Source organism: Sphingomonas sp. dw_22 (assembly GCF_018449795.1).
Classification (GTDB): Bacteria; Pseudomonadota; Alphaproteobacteria; order Sphingomonadales; family Sphingomonadaceae; genus Sphingomonas.
The window spans coordinates 1-14,832 of sequence record NZ_JAAVVE010000046.1 but is presented as its reverse complement, the minus strand read 5'-3'; the positions used below and the strand labels follow the sequence as shown (position 1 = coordinate 14,832).

Below are 14,832 nucleotides of genomic sequence, written 5' to 3'. Positions count from 1 at the left end.
GAGAAGGGCGTCCGGGGAAACCCGGGCGCCCTTTCCGTTTGGCTGTGTACCTCCCCGATCTTCCCCTGAAAGAGGAGGATCGGCCGGCGCCTTTTTGAGGCTGATCCACCGGTGTTGAAACCCCTTCCCCGGCGAAGGCGGGGGCCCAGTTTCCGCGAAGTCGAAATGGCGGGACGCCGTTTCCAATGCGTCGCAACTGGGCCCCGGCCTTCGCCGGGGAGCCGATCCCAATAGGCTGAATCCGACTCTGGAACACCGTTCAACCCATTGGTTTGCCCGGCTTGCGAGCCCCTTTCCCCTCGCGTGCCGGCTTCACGCCGCCATCATCGCGCGAAACCGGGCGAGCGCATGCGCGGCGCCGTGCATCGACACCGCGCCGGCAAGCCCACGCGCCGCGCCGGCTGCGGCGGGCTCGGCACGCGCGCACATCGCCGCCTCGAACGCGGCGATATCGCCGCCCTCCGCCAGCACCGCCGCCAGATCGGCCGCGTCGGCCATCGCCAGGTTCACGCCCTCCCCGCCGAACGGCGACATCAGGTGCGCGGCATCGCCGATCAGCGTCACGCCGGGGCGGTGCGCCCATCGATGGCCGGCCGGCAGTGCATGGATACGCCGCACCACCAGCCAGTCCTCCGCCGCCCTGACGATATCCTGCAATCCGGGCGCGAAGCCATCGAGCAGCGCCAGCAGGTGCGGCCCAGCCTCTCGTGCCAGAAGCCCGTCGAGCACGTCCCAATCCTCGGCAACGCGCAACGCAAGATAGATCCGGATATGGCCGCCGCCGTTGCGCTGCGCGATCAGCGTCCGGTTCTCGCCAAAGGCGAAGATCTTGCCATGCCCCACCAGCCCCGCAACGGCGGGATGGCGCGCATCCGCATCGTCGATACCCATCTCAACAAAGGTCACCCCGTCATAGGCAGGCACCGCATCCGAAACCAGCGGCCGCACGCGCGACCACGCCCCGTCGGCGCCGACGACAAGATCATATTCGATCCGCTCGCCCTCGCTGACCACGGCATACCGATCGCCCTCGGCCTCGATCGCCGTCACCTTCCGCCCCCATCGAACGGTCCCCGGCTCCAGCGAATCGAGCAGCATCCGGCGCAGCACGGTCCGGTCGACCTCCGGCCGGTCGCCCTCGGCCTCGGGCATATCGAACAGCATCGTGCCGTCGCGGTCGAACAGGCGCATGCCCTGATCGCCATAGCGCGCCGCCGCGAGGAACGGCGCCTCGAGCCCCGCCAGCCGCAGCGCCCGCTGGCCGGTATCGGCATGCAGGTCGAGCGTCCCGCCCTGCGGCCGCTCCAGCGCATGGGCGTCGGCCTCATAGACCGTGCTGGCGATGCCACGCGTCTGGAGGATGCGCGCCAGCGTGAGGCCGGCGGGTCCGCCGCCGATGATCGCAATTCGTGGAAATCGTGCCATAACAGCTCCATGGGAGTTTATATAGGCTCCTATATAATTAGATAGGCACCGATGTAAATGCCCGACACGCCGCCGCCCGTCGAATGGACTCCGCACGAGATACCGGCGCTGCTGATCGGCATCGCCGCGCGCCAGTTGGCGCGGATCAACGAGGAGCGGCTGCGCCCGCTGGGGCTCGCCATCGCGCAGATCCCGGTGGTGGTCGCGCTGAAGGACGGCGCCGCGATCCCGCAAAAGGAGCTCGCCCGCATCGCCGGGGTCGAGCAGCCGAGCATGGCGCAGCTCCTTGCCCGCATGGAGCGCGACGGCCTCATCGCGCGCGCGCCCAATCCGGACGATGGGCGCAGCAGCCTGGTCTCGCTCACGCCCAAGGCGATGGCGCAGCTCGATCCGGGCCGGCGCATGCTCCTCGCCGGCAATGCCGACGCGCTTCGCGGGATGACGCCCGCCGAGGTGGAGAGCTTCACCGCCCTGCTCCAGCGCGTGATCGCCAATCTCTCGCCCCAGGCCGAGCCGGGTCCGTGACGCGCCCGGCCGTCCGCCGCGCAAAGATGCTTAAGCGCCTCTTCGTGCTATACTGACCCTGCAAACTTCCCGGCCCTGTGCAATCCGTTGCGGAAACGTAACAGCCCGGCCCCAAGGGAAAATCGCATGACGAAGCGCATTACCTCCGCCCGTATCGGCCGCTTGGCCTCCACCCTGGCGCTGGCCCGCGCGATTGCGCCGCTGCTGCTGGTGGCCGGATGCAGCGGCGGCGGCAGCGATTCGCCCGCACCCGCGCCCACCCCGACGCCTACCCCCACGCCCGCGCCGGCCAACGCCGCCCCGATATTCACCTCGCCCGCCACCGCGAACGTCGCGGAGAACACCACCGCCGCCTACCAGGCGACCGCCACCGACGCGGACGGCGATCCGATCCTGTTCAGCATCTCGGGCGGTGCCGATGCCGGGCAGTTCCGGATCACCCCGGCAGGCGCGCTCAGGTTCGTCACCGCGCCCACGGTCGCCCAGCCCAGGGACAGCAACGGCGACAATGTCTATGCCGTCCAGATCGGCGCCAGCGACGGCAAGGTGAGCACGACGCTCACCGTGCAGATCACCGTCGCGCCGGCGGCCGCGGGGTTCCGCGTCGTCCAGGTCGCGACCGGCTTCACCCAGCCGACCTGGGTCGGCCCGGTGCCCGGCGATCCTTCGCACGTCTTCGTCACCGAGAAGGGCGGCAACATCTACGCGCTCGAACCCGCCACGGGCACCAAGGCGCTGCTGCTGACGGCCGCCAATCTCTCCACCGATGGCGAGCGCGGCGTGGTCGGCCTCGCCGCCAGCCCCGATTACGCGACCTCGCGCGAGATCTTCGTCCACGCCGTCGCCGGGGACGGCACGATCGAGATCCGCCAATATCAGGTCGGCAATCCCGCCTTCAACGGCCCCACCGGCTATCGCGTGGTGCTCAGCGTTCCGCATCCGGGCGCCAACACGCACAACGGCGGCTGGATCGGCTTCGGTCCGGACGGCTATCTCTACGATGCGGTGGGCGACGGCGGCACCGGCGGCAGGCCCGCGCAGGACACCAGTTCGCGGCTCGGCAAGATCCTGCGCATCGCGCGCGGCACCGATCCCGCCACGCCGTTCGTGCCCGCGCCGGGCAATCCCTTCGTCAGCGGCGGCGGCGATCCCTATGTCTTCGCGCTCGGCCTGCGCAATCCGTTCCGCAACAGCTTCGCGCCCGACGGCAGGCTGGTGATCGCCGATGTCGGCGAGAATGCACTCGAAGAGCTGGACCTGATGCCCACCAGCCAGCCGGGGATGAATTTCGGCTGGCCGTTCATGGAGGGGAACCGGGTCAATTCCACCAACCGCCCGCCCCCGCCGGCCTGATCGCCCCGGTCTCGCTCTACGCCCATGGCAATGGCGATTTCGAGGGCAGCAGCATCACCGGCGGCGTGGTCTATCGCGGCCCGGTGGCATCGCTGAAGGGCCAGTATCTCTTCGCCGATTTCGTCAACAACAGGATCTGGTCGGTCCCCTATGCGTCGCTGGCGCAGGGCAGCCTCTTCCCGGCCGCGCAATACACGCTGCGCAACGGCGATTTCACGCCCGACAAGGGCGGCATCCGCAGCGTGGTCTGCTTCGGCGAGGATACCGCCGGCAATGTCTACATCGTCGATCTGGGCGGCGCGATCTACGCGATCCTGCCGAAATAAAATCCTCCCCGAGCTTGTCTCGGGGAGGGGGACCATGCGCAGCATGGTGGAGGGGCGGCGCGCAGCGCCGTTGTCCTTCGCCGCACCGTCCCCGGCCTTCGGCCGGCCCCTCCACCGCCTTCGGCGGTCCCCCTCCCCCAGCGAGCTGGGGGGAGGATTCTGGGCACGTCACCGCGCGGGCATAACACCGCGCCCGTTCAGCGTCCGCCGATCTTCAGGCTCAGCGCCGCGCCGATCATCCGCGGCTCGCCCGCGATGAAGGTCGGCAGGCCCAGCGCGTCGCCGGTATTGCCTGCGTCCTTGATATATTTCTGGTCGAACAGATTGGTGACGAAGCCCTGGAGCCGCCAGCGGCCGTTCGCCGTCTCCACGCCCACGCGCAGATCGACCAGCGCATAGCTCTTCTGCGTTTCGTCCTGCACCGTGTCGGGGATCAAATTCCCCGTCTGGAGCGCCGGGATATCGTTGTCGTCGTCGAAGAATACGTTCGACTGCCAGGTCACGCTCGGCGTGAAGTCGAGCTTCACCGGCCCCGCCGGCGCCTTCAGCGAAACGCCGAACGAGGCGCTGTGATCGGGCGACAGGCGGAAGTGATTGCCCTCGCGCGCGCCGGCCGAGAAGCGGCTATGGTTATAGGCATAGGTACCGAACACATCGGCCCAGCTTACCGGCTTCCAGTTCACCTGGCCTTCGAAGCCATAGCTTTCCGCCTTGCCGGCGTTGACGGTCACGAACAGCGTGCCCTGCTGCTCGGTCGTCTGGAAGTTCGAATAATTGTAGTAGAAGACCGCGCCGTCGATGAAGAGCGTGCGGTTGGCCAGCGCGGTCTTGAAGCCCGCCTCATAGCTGTCGACCGTCTCGGACGGCAGCACGCTGAACTTGGCCGCACCGCCCGGCGCCGAGGGCGCGCTGACGCTCAGGATCTCCGGCCGGCGCCCGCGCGCATAATTGGCATAGAGGTTCGCCTCGGGCGAAAGCTCGTAGCGGGCGGTGGCGCGCCAGGTGAAGCCGCTGTCGGTCAGCCCCTGGTCATAGCGCTGGCCGTTGGTCCCGGTCGGCTGCGCGCCCAGGCCGAACATCGGCACCGGATAGCCGGCCGAGGTCGGGATGTTCGCAGCACCCGGTACCGCGAGCGCGCCGAGCAGCTGCTGCGCCGTCGCCGGGCTGCTGCCCAGGAAGGACAGCGCGCCGATGAACCCGCCCAGGATCGAGCGGCCGTTGACCACCGACGATTCGAAGCCCGTCGTCTTGTCGTCATGGCTCCAGCGGATGCCGCCGCCGATCTCGAACCGGTCGGTGACCTTGAAGCTGACGTCGCCGAACAGATCCCAGCTCTCGGTGCTGGCATAGTTGGTGCTCGTCTCGATATGGCCCGGCTGGAGGTTGGCGGCGATCGCACGCGCCAGCGGCGTCGGCAGCAGCGCGGCGGTCTGCGCCGCCGCCTGCGCCTGCGCCTGGGCGGAGGTGAGGCCGGCGGCGAGATAGGCCTTGTTCAACTGGTTGTTCAGCACGCCCTGGAGCAGCTGCCCGGTGAACGCGGTGTTCGAGAAGAACGCCAGCGGCGCCGGATCGCTCGCCGGACGGCCGGGGATCGCGCCGCCGCCGTTCAGCGTGCCGGTCAGCCGCGCCAGCGCCGCCCGCTCGTCGAACTGCGTGGGCGCGCGCTGGAGACCGTTCTCCTTGAAATAGGTGCCGCCCGCGAACGCCGTCAGCCGGTCGTTCGAATAGGTGAGACGCAGCGTGCCCATCGTCTGGTCGCCGCGCGCATCTTCCCCCGCGGTCAGCACCGGCAGCGAGATGCCGTCGGCGTCGAAGATCTCGATGCCGTTGAACTCGCGGTACGATCCGATCGCGTTGAGCGACAGGTTGCTCGAAAATTCGTAATTGGCGATGCCCGTCACGCCCCACACGTCGCGATCGAGCCCCAGCGGCCGCCCATTCTCGAAGCCCTGGCCCGCCGCCAGCGCCGCGCCCGAATTGCGGCCGCGGTCGCCCAGCACCGCGCCGGTCACCGGATCGGTCGGGTTATAGGCGATCGACTTGAACGAGGTGCCCGTCGCCTTGTCATGCTGGTAATTGCCGATCAGGTCGAAGGTCAGCGCCCCCGGCGCCCAGCGCAGCGAACCGCGCACCGCTTCGGACTTGATGCCGTTATAGTCCGGCCCGCCCAGCAGATTGTCGACATAGCCGTCGCGCTCCTTGATCCGCGACGCGACCCGCAGCCCCACATTGCCGCCCAGCGGCAAATTGACCGTTTCGTCCACCCGGTAGCGGCCATGATCGCCACCCTCGGCATAGACATAGCCATAACCGTTCTCGGGATCGGCCTTGTTCTGGACCAGGTTGACCGCGCCGATCAGCGCGCCGCGGCCATAGAGCGTCGATTGCGGCCCCTTGGCGATCTCGACGCGCTCCATGTCGAACAGCTCGACATAGGAGCCGCGCGACTTGGAGATCGAAACCCCGTCCTGGAAGACCGAGACGCGCGGCTCGTTGAACGCGCTGCCCGAATCCGAGGTGATGCCGCGCATCACGAAGCCGGGATTGTTGGGCGACTGGTTCTGCACGTCGAAGCCGGGGACGAACTGGCCCAGCTTGTCGAATTCGGTGATGCCCATGTCCTGCAGGAACTCGCCGCGATAGGCGGTCAGCGCGAACGGCACTTCCATCGCCGATTGCTCGCGAAGCTGCGCGGTGACGACGATCTCGTCCTGTCCCGGCGTCTCGGCCGTCGGGCTCTCCTGCGGCGCGGCCTCCTGCGCAAGTGCGGGAAACGCCGTGGCGGCAAGCGCGAGCGGACTGGCGAGCGCAAGCAGCGCGGTGCGGATAGACATGGTAACCCCCTTTTGTTCGGGGCGCTATTCCGTCCCCGTTTCCCCCCATGGCGTTGCGCCCGCTTCATGACAAACATGTTGCGGCGCAGTAGCTATTTCATGTGGATTACGCGGCTTCCTCGACCGCTCGCCAGCCGAAATGCCGGGACCGAAGCCCCCAATCCGTCACCCCGGCCGAAGTGCCGGGGTCCACCGTGCGGCTGGGAGAGCCGCTCGAAGCTTAGAGGGGCTCTCTCGCGGAGGAGTGGACCCCGGCACTTCGGCCGGGGTGACGATGGAGATTTTGGCGCACGCCACCCGCGCCGCCATGCCGCCCCTAAGCCGCCTGCTCCTCCAGCGCCCCGTCGAACTTCCGCCGCGCCGCGTCGATCTCGGGCAGGTTCGCCATCACCCATTTCCCCAGCGCGTTGACCGGCTCGGTCAGCGACTGCCCCAGCGGCGTCAGCGTATATTCCACCCGCGGCGGGATCGTCGGGAACACCGCGCGCGAGACCAGCCCGTCGCGCTCCAGCCCGCGCAGCGTCAGCGTCAGCATCCGTTGCGAGATGCCGTCGATCGCGCGCTGCAATTCGCTGAAGCGCTTGGTGCCCTCGCTCAGCAGCATGATCGTCAGGATGCTCCATTTGTCGCCCACTCGCGCGAGGATGGCGCGGACCGGCGTGCAGCTATCAGCGGTGTGCCCTTGTTCCAAAAATGTGCCTCCTTGCGGGCATTACGCCACCGCATCATTTGATCCTCGGTTACGTATCGTAACCGGAAAGGGTCTCAAACTCCATGCTCAAGCTTGCACTCATCATCGGCAGCACCCGCCCCAATCGTTTCGCCGACACGCCCGCCAAATGGATCGCCGACGCCGCCGCCCAGCGCAGCGATTTCAGCCTCGACGTGCTCGACCTGCGCGACCAGGATCTGCCCTTCTACCAGGAGCCGGTCCCGGCACTCTATACCGGCGGCGCCTTCTCCGCCCCGGCCGCCGAAGCGTGGCGGCACAAGCTCGGCGCCTATGACGGCTTCATCGTCACCGCCGCCGAATACAACCACGCCCCCACCGCGGCGCTCAAGAACGCCTTCGATTCGGCGTCGTTCGAATGGCGGCGCAAGGCGATTGCGTTCGTCGGCTATGGCGGCGTCGGCGGCGCGCGCGCGATCGAGCATCTGCGCGGCGTGGCGGTGGAGCTCCAGATGGCGCCGATCAAGGCCGAGGTGAACATCGCGATGGAGCCGTTTCTCGGCATCCTCCAGCAGGGCAAGACGCTCGACGACTATGATTATCTCGTCGCGGCGCGGAACACGCTGTTCGATGAGCTCGCCTGGTGGGCGCGGGCCCTCAAGGCGGCGCGCGAAGCCTGAGTGGATCGACTTCGCGGGGAGGGAGGACGGGTCGCCGGTCTCCTTCCCTTCGTCCGGCTTGGCGCGGCTGGACGCGCGCCCGGCGCCCCAAGCCTGATTGCGCTCAGGCGTGCCCGGAAAGCTGGGTCATCACCCGGTGCCGTATCTCGTTGTTCTTGTCTCGCACCATGCCGGGGATCAGGAACGCATCGATCAGCACCCAGAGGAAACCGATCAGGATGAAATAGGACAGGATCTGGAGGATCGCCGTCCCCGGCCGCCCCAGATAGAAACGGTGCGCGCTGACGAACCACAGGAAGAACCACAGCAGATAGGCCACGCCCACGCTCGGCCCGTCATTGGCCACGCGCTGCTCGACAAGCGACAGTTCGGCCGTGCTCAATGCCATGTTGGATTCCCCCCTATTCCCGGGCGCAGCCTAGGTCGGTGCTCGTCAAGGAGCAACTGGCCATGCCCCTTCGTCACCCCGGCACAAGGCCGGGGTGACGGAAGAAGGAATCACCCCAGCGCCGACTTGATCTTCGCGAAGAAGCCCTGGCTCTCCGGGCATTCGTCGCCGGTCTCGGTGCAGCGGAACTCCTCCAGTAGCTCGCGCTGCTTGGCGGAGAGCTTGGTCGGCGTCTCCACCGTGAGCTGCACCACCAGGTCGCCGCGCCCGCGCCCCTGGAGCACGGGCATGCCCGCGCCGCGCTGGCGCACCTCGCGGCCGGACTGGGTGCCCGGCGCGATGCGGATCACATGCTTGTCGCCGTCCAGCCCCGGCAGCGTGATCTCGCCGCCCAGCGCCGCCGTGGTGAAGCTGATCGGCGCCGTCGCATACAGCGTCGTCCCCTGCCGCTCGAAGAGCGAATGCTTCGTCACGTGCAGGAAGATATAGAGGTCGCCCGCCGGCGCCCCGCGCGCGCCCGCCTCGCCTTCGCCGGCCAGCCGGATGCGCGTGCCTTCGTCCACGCCGGGCGGAATGTTGATCTGGAGCGTCTTGGTCTTGTCGATGCGGCCCTCGCCCCGGCAATGCTTGCACGGCTCGGCGATCACCTCGCCCGCGCCGTGGCAGACCGGGCAGGTCCGCTCGACCATGAAGAAGCCCTGCTGCGCGCGCACCTTGCCCTGGCCGCCGCACTGGGCGCAGGTCTTGGCCTGGGTGCCCGGCGTCGCGCCGGTGCCGTGGCAGGGATCGCACACGCCCGATACGTCGACGGTGATCTCGCTGGTCCGCCCGTGGAACGCGTCCTCCAGGCTGATCTCCATGTCGTAGCGCAGGTCCGCGCCGCGCCGCTGCGGCCGGCCGCCGCCGCGCCCGCCGCCCATGAACTCGCCGAACACGCTTTCGAAGATGTCGCTGAACGCGCCGAAATCCGGGCCGCCCTGTGCGCCGTTGCCCATGCCGCCATTCTTGAACGCGGCATGGCCGAAGCGATCATAGGCCGCGCGCTTCTGCGGATCCTTCAGGCATTCATAGGCTTCGCTGATCGCCTTGAACTTTTCCTCATGCTCCTTGCACCCGTCATTCTTGTCCGGGTGATATTTCATCGCGAGCTTGCGATACGCCGTCTTCAGCGTCGCGTCGTCGGCGGTGCGCTCGCATTCGAGCAGCTCGTAAAAATCGACTTCAGCAGTCATTCAAAAAGCCCTCTCCCCAACAGGGAGAGGGTTGGGAGAGGGGCAGTCCGCTCGAAATCACGCACGTACATCGCCCCACTCCCCCTCTCCCCAGCCCTCTCCCCAAGGGGGAGAGGGAGGGGTGTCAGTTACGCCTTGTTGTCGTCCACTTCCGAGAACTCGGCGTCGACCACTTCCTCGCCGCCGGCCTCGGAGCCCGCCGCCGCGCCGTCGGCGCCCGGCGAAGCCTCGGCCGCGGCCTGCTTCTCGTAGATCGCCTGGCCCAGCTTCATCGCCACCTGGGCGAGGTTCTGCGCCTTGGCCTGCATGTCGTCGGCATCGCCGCCTTCCACCGCAGCCTTGGTCTCGGCGATCGCCGCCTCGATCTCGGCCTTCAGCGAAGCGTCGACCTTGTCGCCATTCTCCTGAAGCTGGCGCTCCGTCGTGTGGATCAGGCTCTCGGCGTTGTTCTTCGCCTCGGCGCCCGCACGCCGCTTCTTGTCCTCTTCGGCGAACTGCTCGGCGTCGCGGACCATCTGGTCGATATCGGCGTCCGAGAGACCGCCACTGGCCTGGATGCGGATCTGCTGCTCCTTGCCGGTGCCCTTGTCCTTGGCGCTGACGTTGACGATGCCGTTGGCGTCGATGTCGAACGTGACCTCGATCTGCGGCACGCCGCGCGGCGCCGGCGGGATGCCGACCAGGTCGAACTGGCCGAGGATCTTGTTGTCCGCCGCCATCTCGCGCTCACCCTGGAAGACGCGGATCGTCACGGCCTGCTGATTGTCGTCGGCGGTCGAATAGGTCTGCGACTTCTTGGTCGGGATCGTCGTGTTGCGGTCGATCATCCGGGTGAACACGCCACCCAGCGTCTCGATGCCCAGGCTCAGCGGCGTCACGTCGAGCAGCAGCACGTCCTTGACGTCGCCCTGCAGCACGCCCGCCTGGATGGCGGCGCCGATCGCGACCACCTCATCGGGGTTCACGCCGGTATGCGGCTCCTTGCCGAAGAAGTCCTTCACGACCTGGCGGACGCGCGGCATGCGCGTCATGCCGCCCACCAGCACCACCTCGTCGATCGCGCTCGCCTTGACGCCGGCGTCTGCCAGCGCCTTGCGGCACGGCTCCAGCGTGCGCTGGATCAGATCCTCGACCAGCCGCTCCAGATCGGCGCGGTTGATGGTCTTCACCAGATGCTTCGGCCCGTTGGCGTCGGCGGTGATGAAGGGCAGGTTGACTTCGGTCTGCTGCGCCGAGCTCAGCTCGATCTTCGCCTTCTCGGCGGCTTCCTTCAGCCGCTGGAGCGCCAGCTTGTCCTTGGTCAGGTCGATGCCCTCGGCCTTCTTGAACTCGTCGGCCAGGAACTGGACGATCTTCGAATCGAAGTCCTCGCCGCCCAGGAAAGTGTCGCCGTTGGTGGCCTTCACCTCGAACACGCCGTCGCCGATCTCGAGCACCGACACGTCGAACGTGCCGCCGCCCAGGTCATAGACCGCGATCGTCTTGCCGTCGTTCTTCTCCAGCCCGTAGGCCAGAGCGGCCGCGGTCGGCTCGTTGATGATGCGCAGCACTTCAAGCCCCGCGATGCGGCCGGCGTCCTTGGTCGCCTGGCGCTGCGCGTCGTTGAAATATGCCGGCACGGTGATGACGGCCTGCGAGACGGTCTCGCCCAGATAGGACTCGGCGGTCTCCTTCATCTTCTGCAGGATATAGGCGCTGATCTGGCTCGGCGAATATTCCTCGCCGCCCGCCTTGACCCACGCATCGCCGTTCGATCCGCGCACGATCGAATAGGGCACCAGCTCGGTGTCCTTCTTCGTCACGGGATCGTCGTAGCGGCGGCCGATCAGGCGCTTCACCGCGAAGATCGTGTTGTCGCCGTTGGTCACCGCCTGGCGCTTGGCGGGCTGACCGATCAGGCGCTCGCCATCCTTGGCGAAGGCGACGATCGAAGGCGTGGTGCGCGCGCCCTCCGCATTCTCGATCACCTTGGGCTTGCCGCCTTCCATAACGGCGACGCAGGAGTTGGTCGTGCCCAGATCAATACCGATAACTTTAGCCATGGTCCCTCGTTGGCCCCCAGATTCAAAAAGTTTCAAACACTTGCCCACCCGAGCCCCAGATTAGGCGACTTGGGCTCGGGCTCACTCCGGGGGATATAGGTGCGCTGGCGCTTGCCGCAAGAAGCTCCGCTTTCTAGGAACAGTCGCAAAATGGGAGAGTGTCGGATGCGCATATTTGCGGGGATCGTTGCGGTGGCGTTTCTCTCGGCCTGCCAACCGGCCGAGACGAAGGCGGACGGCGCCTGGGTCCGGCTGCCCGCGGTCGCCGGCCGGCCGGGCGCGGCCTATTTCTCCCTCCATGGCGGCGCGAAGCCCGATACGCTGGTCGCGGTCTCCGCCCCCTTCGCGCTGCGTGCCGAGATGCACGAGAGCATGAAGGGCGATCACGGCATGATGTCGATGGCGCCGGTCAAGGACATCGCCCTGCCCGCCGGCGAGACGGTGACCTTCGCGCCCGGCGGCAAGCACGTCATGCTCTTCTCGGTCGGCCCCAATGTGAAGGCCGGCGACACCGTCCCCGTCATCCTCTCCCTCGCCAGCGGCGCTAGGCTCGAAGCCTCCGCCAAGGTGGTGGGCGCAGGCGATCCGGCGCCCGATTGAGCCGCGCCGCTACCCGGCATTAACCATCTCGCGCTACGCCGCACATCGCGTTTCGGAAAAGATGGCTCGGGGGATGAAGGGCGTGACTGCGGACAGGCGAGAGATCGCGCTCCTCCTCGTGCTCGGCCTGTCGATCCGCTACATCTGGCTGGTGGCGGTCGGGGGGGCCTGGCAGCAAGTCGATATCGGCGAGGCGACGCATGCCGCCTATGCCTTCGCTTATGGCAAGGGGATCGCCGACGCCTTCTTCCCCGGCCAGGGGCCGACCGCGCATCTGCTGCCGACGACGATCCTCATTTCCGGCAGCATCCTGCGCGTGTTCGGGCCGGAAAGCGGGGCGGCCAATCTCGTGCTGGCCGGCTGGGCGCTGGCCCAGAGCTTCGCCGGCTACCTCCTGCTGCGGCTGTTGTTCGCGCGCATCGGCACCGATCCCGCCGCGCCCAGGGCCGGACTGGCGCTGCTCTGCCTCCTCCCCGCCTTCGCCCCGCAGGAGGGGTGCGACTTCCGCTTCTGGGAAGGCGCGCTCGCCGCCTGCCTTGCCGCCGGAAACCTGTTGCTGCTGGAGCGGCTCGACCGGGGTTCCGTCTCCGGCTGGCGACCGCTGATCGCCGCCGCCGCACTGTCCGCGCTCACCTTCTTCGTGAGCCCGCCGGTGGGGCTGGCGGTGGATTTGTGCTGGGCGGTCTACGCCTTCCGCCGCCTGCCGCTGCGCACCACGCTCGCCTTCGCCGCCATGAGCGCCGCCGCGCTGGCGCTGCTGATCGCGCCCTGGGCGCTGCGTAACCAGCGCGTCATGGGTCAGCCGATCCCGCTCCGCAGCAATTTCGGCCTGGAACTGGCGCTCGCCAACCATCCCGCCGCGCTTTCTGATGCCCCGCGCGGGGACGTGTTCCGGGCAAGGGTGCTGGCGATCCACCCGTTCGACAATCCTCCCGCCATCGCCGCCCTCCGATCCGCCGGCGGCGAGGTCGCCTATTCCTCGATGCTGGGCCGCGAGACCTGGGCCTGGATACGCGCGCATCCGGCGGACTTCCTGCGCCTGTCGCTGCGCCATTACCGCCAGTTCTACGTACCCGACACCTGGCAGCTCCGCTTCACCAACTGGCGCGACCTGGTCCAGCCCCGTGCGATCGTGCTGCAACTGGTCGGCATGCTCGGCATCGCCGGGCTGGCCTGGGGCCTTGCCCGGCGCAAACGCTTCTACGGCTATATCGCGCTCTATGTGGCAACGGCCGGCCTGCCCTATGCCCTCGTCCAGCCGGTCCCGCGCTACAGCTATCTGATATACGGCATCCTGGCGTATCTGGCGGCGCAATTGCTGGTGGACCTGGGCCGCGTGGCGCGCCGCCCCGGGGCTGACCGCCAACAGGGAGGGCAGCCCCAAACCCCCATCGTCACCCCGGCCGAAGTGCCGGGGTCCACTCCTCCGCGAGCGAGCCCCTCACACCTCTAGCTGCTCTCCCCGCCGCACGATGGACCCCGGCACTGCGGCCGGGGTGACAGGCGGAGGAGTATCGGCGTTCAGCGCAGCGCCGGCGTCGCCATGAGCATCGCCAGCATCCACAACCCAGCGCCCGAAGTTCCCGCATGCCCACCCCTGCCCAACTGTGCTGGCCGCATATAACACTCCGGCACCCGCAACAAGACTGGCGCCCGCGCCCGGCCTTGCTATCCTGCCCGCCGCATCAACGGGGATAAGGCAGCGTCATGGCCCAAGTGATCGATCGTTTCCGTTCCTCCACCTGGGGCTGGTTGCGCGGCACGTTGGCGGGCTGGGGCACGCTGCTGCTCTGCCTGGTCGGCGTGGGCTTCATCCTCATCCTGGTGAAATGGATCGCCAATCTCGCGACGACCTATGAATTCACCGAGGACCGGCTGATCCTCCACAAGGGCATCCTCGCCAAGTCGATCGACGAGATCGAGCTCTACCGCGTCAAGGACGTCCGCATCGATTTCACGATCATCAACCAGATGGCAGACATCGGCACGATCACCATCACCTCGTCCGACGAGACCACCCGCGACGCCCCGCTGGTGATCCGCGACGTCGACCATGCCCGCGCCCGCCGCGAGCAGCTCCGCGGCCTCGTCAACGCCGCCCGCCGCCAGCGCGGGGTGCGCGAGATCGACATGGTGCACGAGGATTTCGGCGAGCCCGCCTGAACGCCCCATGCCGCACGCACCCCGTCCCCTCACCGAAGGCGAGATCCGGCTCTGCGCCTCGATATTCGGCGCCGCGATCGACTATTCGCTGGCCCGGGTCGCCAATGCCAAATGGGCGTTCTTCCAGCCGGCGAACACCACCATGGCGCCGCGCGGCACGATCCATTTCCACCCCCGCAGCGGCATCTATTCGGACGATTTCAGCACCGCGCCGCTCGGCGTCCAGGGGCTGTTCGTCCATGAGATGGTGCATGTCTGGCAGCATCAGAAGGGCATCTTCCTGCCGCTGAAGCGCCACCCCTTCTGCCGCTACGGCTATGTGCTGAAGCCCGGCCAGCCGTTCGAGAGATACGGGCTGGAGCAGCAGGCGGAGATCGTCCGCCACGCCTTCCTGCTGCGCCACGGCGCGGCGATCCCCGCCGCGCCGCCGCTCGCGCAATATGAGACGCTGCTGCCCCCCCCCCCCCCCCCACCCCCCCCCCCCCCCCCCCCCCCCCCCCCCCCCCCCCCCCCCCCCCCCCCCCCCCCCCCCCCCCCCCACCCCCCCCCCCCCCCCCCCCCCCCCCCCCCCCCCCCCCCCCCCCCCCCCCCCCC

13 protein-coding genes and 1 pseudogene are annotated in these 14,832 nt (G+C 68.1%); 8 read left to right on the top strand and 6 right to left on the bottom strand.

Features of this window, described 5'->3' with window-relative positions; all coding sequences use genetic code 11:
* Positions 1-312: 312 nt before the first annotated feature.
* Complete coding sequence (locus HB724_RS16830; RefSeq protein WP_213982105.1) at positions 313-1,425, bottom strand: NAD(P)/FAD-dependent oxidoreductase; 1,113 nt, start codon at positions 1,423-1,425, stop codon at positions 313-315.
* 57 nt (positions 1,426-1,482) lie between these two features.
* Between HB724_RS16830 and HB724_RS16825 the strand changes: the two genes are divergently transcribed.
* The 3 genes from HB724_RS16825 (at position 1,483) to HB724_RS16815 (ending at position 3,629) form a co-directional block, all read left to right on the top strand.
* A complete protein-coding gene (locus HB724_RS16825; RefSeq protein ID WP_213982104.1) occupies positions 1,483-1,950 on the top strand; it encodes a MarR family transcriptional regulator in 468 nt (155 codons plus the stop codon).
* Between the two features lie 126 nt (positions 1,951-2,076).
* On the top strand, positions 2,077-3,303 hold the full coding sequence (locus HB724_RS16820; RefSeq protein WP_213982103.1) for a PQQ-dependent sugar dehydrogenase: 1,227 nt from the start codon (positions 2,077-2,079) through the stop codon (positions 3,301-3,303).
* Positions 3,304-3,386: 83 nt separating this feature from the next.
* Positions 3,387-3,629: a hypothetical protein gene (locus HB724_RS16815; protein ID WP_213982102.1), complete on the top strand. Its 243-nt coding sequence runs from the start codon at positions 3,387-3,389 to the stop codon at positions 3,627-3,629.
* Positions 3,630-3,826: 197 nt separating this feature from the next.
* On the opposite strand, the gene HB724_RS16810 is transcribed toward HB724_RS16815, so the two are convergent.
* Together HB724_RS16810 and HB724_RS16805 are read right to left on the bottom strand one after the other, a co-directional pair.
* Entirely contained in the window at positions 3,827-6,463 is a 2,637-nt protein-coding gene (locus HB724_RS16810; RefSeq protein ID WP_213982101.1) for a TonB-dependent receptor, read from the bottom strand.
* 316 nt (positions 6,464-6,779) lie between these two features.
* Positions 6,780-7,154 (bottom strand): helix-turn-helix domain-containing protein, encoded by a 375-nt coding sequence (locus tag HB724_RS16805; RefSeq protein WP_256731584.1) that lies wholly within the window; start codon positions 7,152-7,154, stop codon positions 6,780-6,782.
* An 83-nt stretch (positions 7,155-7,237) separates the two neighbouring features.
* Between HB724_RS16805 and HB724_RS16800 the strand changes: the two genes are divergently transcribed.
* A complete protein-coding gene (locus HB724_RS16800) occupies positions 7,238-7,813 on the top strand; it encodes an NAD(P)H-dependent oxidoreductase (protein ID WP_213982100.1) in 576 nt (191 codons plus the stop codon).
* Positions 7,814-7,916: 103 nt separating this feature from the next.
* Here HB724_RS16800 and HB724_RS16795 read toward each other — a convergent pair whose 3' ends face one another.
* The 3 genes from HB724_RS16795 to dnaK form a co-directional block, all read right to left on the bottom strand.
* Entirely contained in the window at positions 7,917-8,201 is a 285-nt protein-coding gene (locus HB724_RS16795; RefSeq protein ID WP_213982099.1) for a TM2 domain-containing protein, read from the bottom strand.
* Positions 8,202-8,311: 110 nt separating this feature from the next.
* Entirely contained in the window at positions 8,312-9,433 is a 1,122-nt protein-coding gene (gene dnaJ / locus HB724_RS16790; RefSeq protein WP_213982098.1) for a molecular chaperone DnaJ, read from the bottom strand.
* 128 nt (positions 9,434-9,561) lie between these two features.
* Positions 9,562-11,475, bottom strand: a complete 1,914-nt coding sequence (gene dnaK / locus HB724_RS16785; protein WP_213982097.1) for a molecular chaperone DnaK — start codon at positions 11,473-11,475, stop codon at positions 9,562-9,564.
* 165 nt (positions 11,476-11,640) lie between these two features.
* Here dnaK and HB724_RS16780 point away from each other — a divergent pair, with 165 nt between their 5' ends.
* The 4 genes and pseudogenes from HB724_RS16780 to HB724_RS16765 form a co-directional block, all read left to right on the top strand.
* A complete protein-coding gene (locus HB724_RS16780) occupies positions 11,641-12,075 on the top strand; it encodes a copper chaperone PCu(A)C (RefSeq protein WP_213982096.1) in 435 nt (144 codons plus the stop codon).
* A gap of 73 nt (positions 12,076-12,148) precedes the next feature.
* Complete coding sequence (locus HB724_RS16775; protein ID WP_213982095.1) at positions 12,149-13,528, top strand: hypothetical protein; 1,380 nt, start codon at positions 12,149-12,151, stop codon at positions 13,526-13,528.
* A gap of 254 nt (positions 13,529-13,782) precedes the next feature.
* Positions 13,783-14,238, top strand: a complete 456-nt coding sequence (locus HB724_RS16770) for a PH domain-containing protein (RefSeq protein ID WP_213982094.1) — start codon at positions 13,783-13,785, stop codon at positions 14,236-14,238.
* A gap of 7 nt (positions 14,239-14,245) precedes the next feature.
* Positions 14,246-14,695: pseudogene (locus HB724_RS16765) on the top strand (vgr related protein); the annotation flags it as partial.
* Between the last annotated feature and the right edge of the window lie 137 nt (positions 14,696-14,832).

What these genes read in the sequence shown, in the direction of transcription:
- HB724_RS16830 (WP_213982105.1), bottom strand. Translation starts at nt 1,425, where the DNA reads ATGGCACGATTTCCACGAATTGCGATCATCGGCGGCGGACCCGCCGGC.
- HB724_RS16825 (WP_213982104.1), top strand. Translation starts at nt 1,483, where the DNA reads ATGCCCGACACGCCGCCGCCCGTCGAATGGACTCCGCACGAGATACCG.
- HB724_RS16820 (WP_213982103.1), top strand. Translation starts at nt 2,077, where the DNA reads ATGACGAAGCGCATTACCTCCGCCCGTATCGGCCGCTTGGCCTCCACC.
- HB724_RS16810 (WP_213982101.1), bottom strand. Translation starts at nt 6,463, where the DNA reads ATGTCTATCCGCACCGCGCTGCTTGCGCTCGCCAGTCCGCTCGCGCTT.
- HB724_RS16800 (WP_213982100.1), top strand. Translation starts at nt 7,238, where the DNA reads ATGCTCAAGCTTGCACTCATCATCGGCAGCACCCGCCCCAATCGTTTC.
- HB724_RS16795 (WP_213982099.1), bottom strand. Translation starts at nt 8,201, where the DNA reads ATGGCATTGAGCACGGCCGAACTGTCGCTTGTCGAGCAGCGCGTGGCC.
- dnaJ (WP_213982098.1), bottom strand. Translation starts at nt 9,433, where the DNA reads ATGACTGCTGAAGTCGATTTTTACGAGCTGCTCGAATGCGAGCGCACC.
- dnaK (WP_213982097.1), bottom strand. Translation starts at nt 11,475, where the DNA reads ATGGCTAAAGTTATCGGTATTGATCTGGGCACGACCAACTCCTGCGTC.
- HB724_RS16780 (WP_213982096.1), top strand. Translation starts at nt 11,641, where the DNA reads ATGCGCATATTTGCGGGGATCGTTGCGGTGGCGTTTCTCTCGGCCTGC.
- HB724_RS16775 (WP_213982095.1), top strand. Translation starts at nt 12,149, where the DNA reads ATGAAGGGCGTGACTGCGGACAGGCGAGAGATCGCGCTCCTCCTCGTG.
- HB724_RS16770 (WP_213982094.1), top strand. Translation starts at nt 13,783, where the DNA reads ATGGCCCAAGTGATCGATCGTTTCCGTTCCTCCACCTGGGGCTGGTTG.